This is a genomic window from Streptomyces fulvorobeus (genome assembly GCF_013167895.1).
Classification (GTDB): domain Bacteria; phylum Actinomycetota; class Actinomycetes; order Streptomycetales; family Streptomycetaceae; genus Streptomyces; species Streptomyces fulvorobeus.
Genome location: NZ_BLWC01000001.1, coordinates 3239871 through 3252297, shown reverse-complemented (window position 1 = coordinate 3252297; position 12427 = coordinate 3239871). Strand labels below are relative to the sequence as shown.

The following is a 12427-nucleotide window of genomic DNA, read 5'->3' as shown; positions in this document are numbered from 1 at the left end:
GGACCCCCTTCCGTACGCCCGTACGATGGGGAGTGGTCCAGTGTCGTAACAAGGAGAGACAAATCGTGTCTGAGGAGCTCATCCCGGAGAACCCGGAGCCGGAGACCGAAGAAGCAGAGCCGATCAAGCAGCGGAAGAACGGCCTGTACCCGGGCATTTCCGATGAGCTCGCCGAGAACATGAAGTCGGGCTGGGCCGACACCGAGCTGCACGGCCTGGAACCGATCGCCCAGGCCGAGTACACCGCCGCCCGTCGCGCCGCGCTCTCGGCGCGCTTCCCCGGCGAGCGCCTGGTCATTCCCTCGGGCAACCTCAGGACCCGTTCGAACGACACCGAGTACGCCTTCCGCGCCTCCACCGAGTACGCGTACCTCACCGGTGACCAGACCCACGACAGCGTCCTGGTCCTGGAGCCGAAGGGCACGGGGGGCGAAACGGGACACGAGACGGGACACCAGGCGACGGTCTATCTCCTGCCCCGCTCCGACCGCGAGAACGGCGAGTTCTGGCTCGACGGCCAGGGCGAGCTGTGGGTCGGCCGCCGCCACTCGCTCGCCGAGGCCGAGCAGCTCCTGGGCATTCCGGCGAAGGACGTCCGCGAGCTGCCCGCCGCGCTGGCCGAGGCCACCGGACCGGTGCGCAACGTCCGCGGCCACGACGCGGGCATCGAGACCGCGCTGACCGACAAGGTCACCGCGGAGCGCGACGAGGAGCTGCGCGTCTACCTCTCCGAGGCCCGCCTGGTGAAGGACGCCTTCGAGATCGCGGAGCTCCAGAAGGCGTGCGAGATCACCGCCCGCGGCTTCGAGGACGTCGTGAAGGTCCTCGACAGGGCCGAGGCGACGAGCGAGCGCTACATCGAGGGCACCTTCTTCCTGCGCGCCCGCATCGAGGGCAACGACATCGGCTACGGCTCGATCTGCGCCGCCGGCCCGCACGCCACCACCCTGCACTGGGTACGCAACGACGGCGCCGTCCGCTCCGGCGAACTGCTGCTGCTCGACGCGGGAGTGGAGACCGACGCCCTCTACACCGCCGACGTGACGCGAACCCTTCCCATCAGCGGTACGTTCACGCCGCTCCAGCGGAAGATCTACGACGCGGTGTACGAGGCCCAGGAAGCGGGCATCGCGGCCGTCAGGCCCGGCGCCGACTACCGGGACTTCCACGACGCCGCGCAGCGCGTGCTCACCGAGAAGCTGGTCGAGTGGGGTCTGCTCGGTGACCTCTCCGTCGACAAGGTCCTGGAGCTCGGCCTCCAGCGCCGCTGGACCCTGCACGGCACCGGCCACATGCTCGGCATGGACGTCCACGACTGCGCCGCCGCCCGCACCGAGGCGTACGTCAACGGCGTACTGGAGCCCGGCGTGTGCCTCACGGTCGAGCCCGGACTGTACTTCCAGGCCGACGACCTGACCGTACCCGAGGAGTACCGCGGCATCGGCGTCCGGATCGAGGACGACATCCTGGTCACCGAGGACGGCAACCGGAACCTCTCCGACCAGCTGCCGCGCCGGGCCGACGAGGTCGAGGCGTGGATGGCCCGGCTCAAGGGCTGACCCCCGCCAGGCGGCCGGCTGTCGCCCCGCGCCGGAGGGCGCGCCGCTCAGGACACCATGAGCAGCGCGCCCTCCCGCCATTTCAGGACCTTGTCGAAGCTGACGACGGCGCCCCGGCCCGGCCGGTTGCCGAAGTGGACGTGGTCGGCCAGCTGCTCGATCAGACCGAGTCCCCGCCCGCTCTCCGCCAGGAGAGGCGGTGGCGGGGCCGCATCGACGGCGGGGCAGGACGCTTCGCGGCGTGCGGGCGGGTGCGGCAGAGCGGCGGGCCGCCGGCCGGCCGGACCGCCGGCGGACGGGTGTACGGAGGTGCGAAGCTCGCGCCGGGCGGGAAAGCCGGGTCCCGAATCGGCGACCTCGATACGGCATTTCTCGCCGTCCAGATAAGCGGTGACCCGGTACTGCCCGGCGGCGGGCCCGTTGCCCGGGAGGCGTGTCCCGGAGAGCTCACCGGCACCGCCCGCACCCTCGGCGTCCACGGTGTCCCAGCGTTCCCCGCCGTGCTCCACGGCGTTCGCGCAGGCTTCGCTGAGCGCGACCGACAGCTCGTAGGAGATGTCCGGATCGACGCCCGCCGTTTCCATCGTGCCGAGAAGGAAACGACGCGCGAGCGGGACGCTCGCAGCTTCGCGCCGCAAATGGAGTGACCACCACATGCTCATGCTCCAGCCTCCTGGCTGCGGCTCGACATACGGATACGTATTGCCGCGAAGCGCGCTCCGTAAGCGCGGATCGGCCGGGACGGCACTCATTCGGCGGATGCGAATGTTCCGCATACCGGCTATGTCCGCCGGTCGCAGCCCACCCGAACAGGCACAACAGCCACCCAGCGCGCAGGAAAGCGACCTTCCGGACCTGCCTGACGCGGATCGAGCCCGCAGTGCGATGATGACCCTGCCATGTCTACGCCTGTCGCACGCGCCGGAGCCGGTCTGCGGCTCATGAGGGCCGCGGTGTTCACCGCGGTCTGCGTCGTGCTGTCCGCGGCGGGGCACACGCTCGCCTCGTGCGCGGCCGTCCCGTGGTGGACCCTGTTCGCCGGTTTCCTCGGGCTCCTCGCGGTGGTGGCTCCGCTCGCCGGGCGCGAGCGGTCGCTCCCCTCCATCGCCGCCGCGCTCACCGGCGGACAGCTCGCCCTGCACGTCCTCTTCGGACTCGGCACCCATGGCGCGGGCACGGCGGCGGCGGCCGGGACGGAGAGCGACGCGCTCGTCCGCTTCGCCGGCGGGCTGCTCTGCGGTGAGAAGTCGGCCCGGCTGAGCACCGGCGAGGCGCACCGCCTCGTCACCACCGCGGGGATCGACCCGGTCGCCCTGGCGCAGGATCACGCACACCCCGTAGCGGCCGACCCGACCGCGCTGACCGGCCTCGCGCAGTCCTCCGGGACGCTGCCGAGCCTGCCCATGCTCCTCGGGCACCTCCTGGCCGCCCTCGCCACCGGCTGGCTGCTGCGTCGCGGCGAGGTCGCCCTGTTCGGCCTCGCCCGGCTCTCCGCGCACGGCGCCCAGGAGCTCGCGTCCGGCGCCCGGCTGCGTGCGCTGCGCGCCGCGCTCTCGCTCGTACGCGCCATGCTCGCCGGCCTCCCGGAGCGGCGCACGACCGGGCGGCTCCTCCCCCGTACCGCGGCCGACGCACCCGCGCCGGCCACCGGGAACCCCTTGCAGCACGTGGTGATCAGGCGCGGGCCTCCCGCCGTGTACGTACGCGCAGCCTGACGCGACACCCTTCGCGCGGATCACTCCGCAGGGCCCGGATCACCCGGGGCAAGGGGTCGCGATGCCGTCGCGCACCGGCGCGCCGGACCATCCGTTTCCTCCTGCCTGTGGAGATTCCTGCCATGAACGTTTCCCGCATCGCCCTCGCCGGCGGCGTCGCCGCCTCCACCGTCCTGCTGTTCGCCGGCCCCGCCGCCGCGCACGTCAGCGTCCAGCCGCAGGGCGAGGCCGCCAAGGGCGGTTACGCGACCGTCAACTTCAAGGTCCCCAACGAGCGCGACAACGCATCGACGGTCAAGCTCGAAGTCAGCTTCCCGGCCGACCACCCGCTGTCCTCGGTGAGCCCGCAGGCGGTTCCGGGCTGGAAGATCAAGGTCGACAAGACCGCGCTGGACAAGCCGCTCGACGTGCACGGCAAGAAGATCACCGAGGCCGTCTCCAAGGTCACCTGGACCTCGGACGGCAGCAAGATCGCCCCGGGCTACTTCCAGCAGTTCCCGCTCTCGGTCGGCCGGCTTCCCGAGGACGCCGACCAGCTCGTCTTCAAGGCCCTCCAGACGTACGACAACAAGGAAGTCGTCCGCTGGATCGAGGAGCCCGCAGCGGACGGCGAAGAGCCCGAGAGCCCGGCCCCCGTGCTCAAGCTGACCGCCGCTTCGGCCGACGCGCACGGCGCCACCGCCGCCGCCGACGACCAGAGCGCCCACCCCTCGGACGACAAGGCCACCGAGGAGAAGAAGGCGTCCTCCGCCTCGGCCGACAGCAGCGACAGCACCGCGCGCGTCCTGGGCGTCATCGGCATCGTCGTCGGAATCGCCGGGGTCGCGTTCGGGGTACTCGCGGGACGCCGCCGCACCGTCTGACGTCCAGAGCAGCACCCTCACCACAGACCAGGAAACAACTCTCCATGCGCACCAAGAAGACCACGCTGGCCGCGGCGCTCGCCGCCGCGGCCGCACTGACGCTGTCGGCCTGCGGCAGCGAAACGGGCCCGGCCGACAAGCCCGTCGCCGATGTCTCCACGGCCACCAGCGACAAGGCCGCGACCGTACTCCACCAGCCCTTCACCAAGCCCGACCTCGTCCTCACCGACACCCACGGCAAGAAGTTCGACCTCCGTGAGCGGACCAGGGGCAAGCCGACGCTCATCTACTTCGGCTACACGAACTGCCCCGACGTCTGCCCGCTGACCATGAGCAACATCGCGCTCGCCAAGCGCGCCCTGCCCAAGGCCGACCAGGACGAGCTCCAGGTCGTCTTCGTCACCACCGACCCCGAACGCGACACACCCTCGTCCCTGGGCAGCTGGCTCAAGGCCCAGGACCCCACCTTCGTGGGACTCACCGGGGAGTTCCCGGCCATCCAGGCGGGCGCCCGGCAGATCGGCATCGGCATCGATCCGCCGAAGGTGGAGAAGGACGGCACGGTCACCTCGATGCACGGCGCGCAGGTGGTCGCGTTCTCCCCCAGGACCGACAAGGGGTACGTGCTCTACGGCGAGGACACCACGGCCGACGACTACACGAAGGACCTCCCGAAGCTGATCACGGGGGCGACTCCGTGAACCGCCGCACCGTCCTCGCCGGCGTCCTGGCCCTCACCACGGGGCTGACGCTGGCGGGGTGCTCGTCGGGCGGCGAGCCCGAGCTGGAGGTGGCCGGCGCCTACATGCCGCAGCCCGTCAGCGACATGGCCGCCGGATTCCTCGTCGTACGCAACAGCGGGGACGCCGCCGACCGGCTCACCTCGGTGACCAGTCCGCTCTCCGACGACGTCACGCTCCACAAGACGGAGAACCGGACCATGCGCGAGGTCCGCTCCTTCGAGGTGCCGGCCGGTGGCGAACTGGAACTCGCGCGCGGTGGCAACCACATCATGTTCATGAAGCTCAAGCAGCGGCCGGAACAGGGTGAGAAGGTCTCACTGGAGCTGCACTTCGAGAAGGCCGGCCCCATCCGGGTCGACGTTCCCGTGAAGGAGACCACCCACAACCCGAAGAAGCAGTGAGGGACTGACACCATGACAGCCACCGCCCCGCACTTCGGGCCGCACCTGATACGCCGGCCGCTCGCCGCCCTCGCGCTGCTCGCCGCACTGACCGGCCTGCTCTTCGGCCTGGTGCTGGCCGGCGCGAGTCCCGCGTCCGCGCACGCCGCCCTCACCGGGAGCGACCCGCAGGACGGGGCGGTGGTCGACACCGCGCCCGAGGAGGTCACCCTCACCTTCTCCGAACAGCTCGCCATCGGCGACGACTCGATCCGCGTCCTGGACCCGGAGGGGCGGCGCGCCGATGACGGCGCACCGCGTGAGGTGGGGAGCGGCGGCGCCGTCCAGTACGGTGTCCGGCTCCTGGCGGGCCTGCCCGACGGCACCTACACCGTGGCCTGGCAGGCCGTGTCCGCGGACAGCCACCCGATCTCCGGCGCGTTCACGTTCTCTGTCGGCGCCCCCTCCGAGACCACCGTCACCCTGCCGTCAGGCGAGGCCGGCGGCGGGCTGGTCGGCACGCTGTACGACATCGCGCGCTACGCCGCGTACGCCGGGTTCATCCTGCTGGTGGGCGGCGCGGCCTTCGTGCTCGCCTGCTGGCGGCGGGGCGCGGGGGAGCGCCCGCTGCAACGCCTCGTGGTAGGCGGCTGGATCAGCCTGACGGCCGCCACCCTGGTCATGCTGGCGCTCCGCCACCCGTACACCGGTTCCGGCGAACTCTCGGACGCCTTCGACCTCGACGGTCTCCAGGCCGTGCTCGACACCAAGCCGGGAGCGGCGCTGGTCTCCCGGCTGCTGCTGCTCGGCGCCGCCGCGCTCTTCGTGGCGGTCCTGTTCGGCGGGTACGCCAGGCGCGAGGACGAGACGGAGCAGAAGGACCTGACCTTCGGTCTGGCCGTCGGCGGCACGGTCGTCGCCGCCGGGATCGCCGGTACCTGGGCCCTCGCCGAGCACGCGTCGACGGGCATCCAGCCGGGCATCGCCATGCCGGTCGACGTCCTGCACCTGCTGGCCGCCGCCGCCTGGCTGGGTGGCCTCGCCGCACTGCTGGTCGCCCTGTACCGGACGCCCTCGGTCGACAGCTCCGCCGTCCGGCGCTTCTCCCGCGTGGCGTTCGTGAGTGTCGTCGTCCTCGCCGCGACCGGGATCTACCAGTCCTGGCGGCAGGTCGGCTCCTGGTCCGCGCTGACCGGCACCGCCTACGGACAGCTCCTGCTCGTCAAGGTCGCTCTGGTGGCCGCGCTCGTCGGTGCCGCCTGGATCTCCCGCCGGTGGACGTCCCGGCTGACGGAGAGCGCGCGAACGGCCGTGGCAGAGGGGGCACCGGACGCCGAGGACACCGAGGCCAGCGCCGAGGACGGTGAGCCGGTCGCCGCGACGGAGGTCGCGGACGCCGAGGCAGTGGGCCCCGGCCGCGCCGCCCAGCTCGCCCGCCAGCGCGCCGCCCTGACGGCCACCCGGAAGAAGCGCGCCCGGGACGCGGACCCGGTCCGCTCAGGTCTGCGCCGCTCGGTTCTCACCGAGGCCGGCATCGCCGTGGTCGTCCTCGCGGTCACGACCGTGCTGACCTCCACCGAACCGGGCCGTACGGAGGAGGAGTCCGCACGCGGCCCGGTGGCGGCGACCGCTCCGGCGACCGGCGCTCCGGTCAGTCTGACGATGCCGTTCGACACCGGCGGCCAGAACGGCGAGGGGACCGTGCGGCTGGACATCACGCCCGGTCGCGTCGGCGCCAACCAGCTGCACATCTGGGTCGACGGGGCGAACGGCGAGCCGCTGGACGTTCCCGAGGTCAAGGTGGCCCTCACGCTGAAGTCCAAGGACATCGGGCCGCTGCCGGTCGTCCCGGACCACCTCGCCGACGGCCACTGGACGGCCGCCGGCATCCAGATCCCGATGAAGGGCGAGTGGACGATCTCCGTGACCGTACGGACCTCGGACATCGACCAGACCACCATCGACAAGAACGCCAAGATCGGCTGAGCACGTTGAGCAAGGACATGAAGGACGAGGCCCCGAAGGCCGCGGGCGACGGCTCAGGGCCGGGTGCGACCGGCGCCCTCTCCCGGCGGCGGCTGCTCGGCACCGCCGGGGCCGCCGGAGCGACCGGTCTCGTGCTGGGCGCGGCGGGCGGCGCCACGGGGTACGCCGCCACCCGCCCCGAGGCGGCGAGGGAGCTGACCAGCGTCGGGGCGACCCGGGCGATGTTTCACGGGAAACATCAAGCGGGAATCACCACTCCGCTTCAGGCCCGGGGCCACCTGATCGCGTTCGACCTCGCGCCCGGCGCGGGGCGCAAGGAGGCCGCCGCGCTGATGCACCGCTGGTCGGCCACGGCCGAGCGGCTGATGGCGGGCCGGCCGGCCGAGGGCGGGGACGGTCAGGACACGGGGATCGCCCTGGACGCCGGGCCGTCCTCGCTGACGGTCACCTTCGGCTTCGGCCGCACCTTCTTCGAACGTACGGGCCTGACCGGCCGCCGGCCCACCGCCCTCGACCCGCTGCCGCCGTTCTCCTCCGACCATCTCGACGCCAAGCGCTCCAACGGCGACCTGTGGGTGCAGATCGGGGCTGACGACGCGCTCGTCGCCTTCCACGCGCTGCGCGCCATCCAGAAGGAAGCCGCCGGAACCGCCCGGGTGCGCTGGCAGATGAACGGCTTCAACCGCACCCCGGGCGCCACCGACCGGCCCAGGACCGCCCGCAACCTGATGGGCCAGATCGACGGCACCGGCAACCCGAAACGGGACGACAGCGATTTCGACCAGCGGATCTTCGTACCGGCGAGTACCGCGTCCGGCAGTGCCTCGCCCGATTCAGGTCCCGCGTTCGACTGGCTCGCGGGCGGTTCGTACGCCGTCGTCCGGCGCATCAGGATGCTGCTCGACGACTGGGAGAAGCTTCCCGTGGACCGGCAGGAGCGGGTGATAGGGCGCCGCAAGGCGGACGGCGCCCCGCTCAGCGGCGGGTCGGAGACGACCGAGATGGACCTCGGCAAGGCCGGACCCGACGGCCGCCTGCTGATCCCCGACAACGCGCACGCCCGGATCTCCTCCCCCGAGGAGAACGGTGGCGCGGCCATGCTGCGGCGCCCTTTCTCGTACCACGACGGCATCGCGGCGGACGGCACTCCGGACGCCGGGCTCCTGTTCATCTGCTGGCAGGCGGACCCCTTCCGGGGCTTCGTGCCGGTGCAGCGCAAGCTCGACCGGGGCGACGCGCTCTCCCCCTTCATCCGGCACGAGGCGAGCGGGCTCTTCGCCGTGCCGGGAGGTGCCGCGAAGGGTGAGTACGTGGGGCAACGGCTGCTGGAATCCTGACGGCCGCCCGGCCGCATTCTGAGACGGAGCGGCCCCTCGCGCACAGCGCATTAGGGTGACCGTATGTCAGCCACGCGTTACGCCTATCTCGGCCCTGAGGGCACCTTCACCGAGGTGGCCCTCCGCACGCTCCCGGAATCCGCCACCCGCGAGCTCGTCCCGATGGTCTCCGTCCCGGCGGCTCTGGACGCGGTGCGCAGCGGCGAAGCGGCGGCAGCGCTCGTACCGATCGAGAACTCGGTCGAGGGCGGCATCACCGCGACGCTCGACGAGCTGACCAGCGGCGAGCCGCTCATGATCTACCGCGAGGTGCTGCTCTCCATCACCTTCGCGCTGCTCGTGCGTCCGGGGACCGAGCTGACCGACATCAAGACGGTCACCGCGCACCCGGCCGCGCAGCCGCAGGTACGCAACTGGATGGCGGCCCACCTCCCGAAGGCGGTGTGGGAGTCGGCCGCGTCCAACGCGGACGGTGCGCGGCTGGTCCAGGAGGGGCGTTACGACGCGGCTTTCGCCGGGGAGTTCGCCGCTGCGACCTACGGGCTGGAACCGCTGGTGACGGAGATCCACGACGCCGAGAACGCCCAGACGCGCTTCGTGCTGGTGGGCCGCCCGGCGCGGCCGTCTGCGCCGACCGGCGCGGACAAGACCTCGGTGGTCATCTGGCTCGGTGACGACCACCCGGGTGCGCTGCTCGCGCTCCTCCAGGAGTTCGCGGCCCGCGGGGTGAACCTGATGCTGATCCAGTCGCGGCCGACCGGCGAGGGCATCGGCAACTACTGCTTCGCCGTGGACGCGGAAGGGCACATCGCCGACCGGCGGGTCGGGGAGGCGCTCATGGGTCTGAAGCGGATCTGTCCGAAGGTGCGCTTCCTGGGTTCGTACCCCCGGGCCGGAGTGACGGCCGAGGACGTGAGCCCGGTACGCGAGGGGACCTCGGACGCGGACTTCACCGAGGCGTCCGACTGGCTGGCCCGCAGCCAGGACGGCCGGGTCTGAGGCCCCGAGCCCGGCACCACGTCGGCACCGGGCGGGCGTCACTGCACTCCGGTCAGGACCGGGGCAGAGCCGCCCTGTGTATTGCGCACCGGTCCTACCTGCGGATTTTCATGCACCCACAGAGTTATCCACAGGCTGGCGTCTCGACCTGGGGACAAGTCGACACCGTACTGCGACATGGTCGACAAATTACCTCAGGGGCATCAGACCGGCCCACAGAGCCACAGGTCGGCGCGTGTCGCCTCAATTGCATTGATCAACTCGTCAGAGCATCGAATTCCCACCCGAATGAGTGTGTGAGCTGCGTTTGAACGGGGAATCCATACGCCTTCATGTGGCTTTCGGAACGATCTCTTCCGGTGTCCACAGATCTTCTTCACAGCCTGTGGATAACTATGGGAAACCCGGCCCTCCTGTGGACAACGCGCGGGCTCCGGCGCCAACTGCCGCCCCGCAGCCGCCCGGTGCGTCAGGAGGAGCGAAGAGGGTGAACCCTTTTCGGGGGAATGGGCTCATTTATCGGCCGGCCCGGCTCTTCCGGTCCTCCGATTCCCTTCCAGCATTACCAAACCCGGCAATCCGGGCAAAGTGACACGCTCATCGATATCGGTTCGAGCGGAGGAACCCCACACCGGTAGCCTTGGGGGGTGATTGACCTTCGCCTGCTCCGTGAGGACCCCGACCGTGTTCGCGCCTCCCAGCGCGCCCGTGGAGAGGACGTCGCGCTCGTCGACGCCCTGCTCTCCGCCGACGAGCTGCGCAGGTCGTCCGGCATCCGCTTCGACGAACTCCGCTCCGAGCAGAAGTCGCTCGGCAAGCTGATCCCCAAGGCGACCCCGGAGGAGCGCGCCGAACTGCTGAAAAAGGCCGATCAGCTGAAGACCGAGGTCAAGGCGGCCGACGCGGCTCAGGACGAGGCCGACGCCGAGGCCAAGCGGCTGCTCCTCCAGCTCGGCAACATCGTCCACGAGGACGTGCCCGTAGGCGGTGAGGAGGACTTCGTCGTCCTGGAGACGCACGGCACCATCCGCGACTTCGGAGCCGAGGGATTCGCGCCGAAGGACCACCTGGAGCTCGGCGAGGCGCTCGGCGCCATCGACATGGAGCGCGGCGCCAAGGTGTCGGGATCGCGCTTCTACTACCTGACCGGGATCGGCGCACTGCTCGAACTCGCGCTGGTCAACGCCGCGATCGCGCAGGCCACCGAGGCCGGCTTCATCCCGATGCTGACGCCCGCCCTGGTCCGCCCGCGCGCCATGGAAGGCACCGGCTTCCTCGGCCAGGCTTCCGCGGACGTCTACCACCTGGAGAAGGACGACTTCTACCTGGTCGGCACGTCCGAGGTCCCTCTCGCCGCGTACCACATGGACGAGATCGTCGAGGCCGACAAGCTGCCGCTGCGGTACGCGGGCTTCTCGCCCTGCTTCCGCCGCGAGGCCGGCACGTACGGCAAGGACACCCGCGGCATCTTCCGCGTCCACCAGTTCGACAAGGTGGAGATGTTCTCGTACGTCGATCCGGCGGACGCCGAGGCCGAGCACCGCAGGCTCCTCGACTGGGAGAAGCAGTGGCTCACCTCGCTGGAGCTGCCCTTCCAGGTGATCGACGTGGCCTCGGGTGACCTGGGCGCTTCGGCTTCCCGCAAGTTCGACTGCGAGGCGTGGATTCCCACGCAGGGCAAGTACCGCGAGCTGACCTCGGCGTCCAACTGCGACGGCTTCCAGGCGCGCCGCCTCTCCGTCCGGATGCGCGAGGGCAAGAAGGTCCAGCCGCTGGCCACCCTGAACGGCACGCTCTGCGCCGTACCGCGCACGATCGTGGCGATCCTGGAGAACCACCAGCTGGCCGACGGGTCGGTACGGGTGCCCGAGATGCTGCGTCCCTACCTCGGTGGACGCGAAGTGCTGGAGCCGGTCCCCAAGTGACGACCTTCCCGTACAAGCTCATCGCGACCGACCTCGACGGCACGCTGCTGCGTGACGACGGCACGGTCTCCGCGCGCACGCGCGAGGCGCTGGCCGCGGCCACCTCGGCCGGCGCGGCGCACATCATCGTCACCGGACGCGGGGTCCCGTGGACCCGGCACATCCTGGACGACCTGGGCTACGACGGCCTCGCCGTCTGCGGTCAGGGCGCGCAGGTCTACCACGCGGGCGAGCACAAGCTGCTGACGTCGCTCACCCTGGACCGTCAGCTCGCCGGTCTGGCGCTCGCCAAGATCGAGGCGGAGACCGGTCCGCTGGCGCTCGCCGCCAGCCGTGACGGCCTTGAGGGCGAGGTGCTGGTCGGGCCGGGTTACCGGGTGCAGGACGGGCCGCTGCCCGCCGTGTTCGTGGACGACGCCGCCGAGATGTGGACGGCGCCGCTGAACAAGGTCTACATCCAGCATCCGGAGCTCGGCGACGACGCGCTGGCGAAGGCCGCCCGGGAGGCGGTCGGCAGTCTGGTGGACGTCGTCATGGCGGGTCCCGGTGTGGTGGAGATCCTGCCGCTGGGGCTGAGCAAGGCGACCGGGCTCTCCCTGGCCGCCCGCCGGCTGGGTATGAAGGCGGCGGACACGCTGGCCTTCGGTGACATGCCCAACGACATCCCGATGTTCGGGTGGGCGCGGCACGGGGTGGCGATGGCCAACGCGCACGAGGACCTGAAGGCCGTGGCTCACGAGATCACCGCGTCGAACGAGCACGACGGGATCGCCGTGGTGCTGGAGGAGCTCCTGAGGACAGGGCGCTCCTGAGGCACGGGGGGCCGGGCGGCGTCCCGCGAAACGTCCGTTGCGGGGTCGGCGGCGGAGGATGCGGGGATCGAACGCGCTCTGTTCTCCTCCTGTGCCGCGAGGCCGATA

General features: G+C 71.2%; 11 protein-coding genes. 10 read left to right on the top strand and 1 reads right to left on the bottom strand.

The genetic code is table 11. The annotated features are described in order from the left end of the window. Nucleotides 1–65 precede the first annotated feature (65 nt). Nucleotides 66–1559 carry an aminopeptidase P family protein gene (locus tag Sfulv_RS14690; protein ID WP_173314130.1) on the top strand — a complete coding sequence of 498 codons (1494 nt, stop codon included), beginning with the start codon at nucleotides 66–68 and terminating at the stop codon, nucleotides 1557–1559. A 47-nt stretch (nucleotides 1560–1606) separates the two neighbouring features. Here the strand turns inward: Sfulv_RS14690 and Sfulv_RS14685 are convergent, their stop codons facing one another. Further along, nucleotides 1607–2221 carry an ATP-binding protein gene (locus Sfulv_RS14685; RefSeq protein ID WP_173314128.1) on the bottom strand — a complete coding sequence of 205 codons (615 nt, stop codon included), beginning with the start codon at nucleotides 2219–2221 and terminating at the stop codon, nucleotides 1607–1609. Nucleotides 2222–2458: 237 nt separating this feature from the next. Here Sfulv_RS14685 and Sfulv_RS14680 point away from each other — a divergent pair, with 237 nt between their 5' ends. The 9 genes from Sfulv_RS14680 (at nucleotide 2459) to Sfulv_RS14640 (ending at nucleotide 12319) form a co-directional block, all read left to right on the top strand. Then, entirely contained in the window at nucleotides 2459–3274 is an 816-nt protein-coding gene (locus Sfulv_RS14680) for a hypothetical protein (protein WP_173314127.1), read from the top strand. Nucleotides 3275–3396: 122 nt separating this feature from the next. After that, nucleotides 3397–4137, top strand: a complete 741-nt coding sequence (locus Sfulv_RS14675) for a YcnI family copper-binding membrane protein (protein ID WP_173314125.1) — start codon at nucleotides 3397–3399, stop codon at nucleotides 4135–4137. Nucleotides 4138–4181: 44 nt separating this feature from the next. Further along, nucleotides 4182–4838, top strand: a complete 657-nt coding sequence (locus Sfulv_RS14670; protein ID WP_173314123.1) for an SCO family protein — start codon at nucleotides 4182–4184, stop codon at nucleotides 4836–4838. Next, on the top strand, nucleotides 4835–5281 hold the full coding sequence (locus tag Sfulv_RS14665) for a copper chaperone PCu(A)C (protein WP_173314121.1): 447 nt from the start codon (nucleotides 4835–4837) through the stop codon (nucleotides 5279–5281). The genes Sfulv_RS14670 and Sfulv_RS14665 overlap by 4 nt, the downstream gene beginning before the upstream one ends. Nucleotides 5282–5293: 12 nt before the next feature. After that, nucleotides 5294–7246 (top strand): copper resistance CopC/CopD family protein, encoded by a 1953-nt coding sequence (locus Sfulv_RS14660; protein ID WP_173314119.1) that lies wholly within the window; start codon nucleotides 5294–5296, stop codon nucleotides 7244–7246. A 17-nt stretch (nucleotides 7247–7263) separates the two neighbouring features. Next, nucleotides 7264–8583: an iron uptake transporter deferrochelatase/peroxidase subunit gene (gene efeB / locus Sfulv_RS14655; RefSeq protein ID WP_173317866.1), complete on the top strand. Its 1320-nt coding sequence runs from the start codon at nucleotides 7264–7266 to the stop codon at nucleotides 8581–8583. Nucleotides 8584–8646: 63 nt separating this feature from the next. Next, the gene (gene pheA, locus Sfulv_RS14650; RefSeq protein WP_173314117.1) at nucleotides 8647–9582 is read left to right on the top strand and encodes a prephenate dehydratase; all 936 of its coding nucleotides are present in this window, start codon (nucleotides 8647–8649) and stop codon (nucleotides 9580–9582) included. Between the two features lie 647 nt (nucleotides 9583–10229). Then, complete coding sequence (gene serS, locus Sfulv_RS14645) at nucleotides 10230–11507, top strand: serine--tRNA ligase (RefSeq protein WP_173314115.1); 1278 nt, start codon at nucleotides 10230–10232, stop codon at nucleotides 11505–11507. Beyond that, nucleotides 11504–12319 (top strand): HAD family hydrolase, encoded by an 816-nt coding sequence (locus Sfulv_RS14640; RefSeq protein ID WP_173314113.1) that lies wholly within the window; start codon nucleotides 11504–11506, stop codon nucleotides 12317–12319. The genes serS and Sfulv_RS14640 overlap by 4 nt, the downstream gene beginning before the upstream one ends. Nucleotides 12320–12427: the final 108 nt, after the last annotated feature.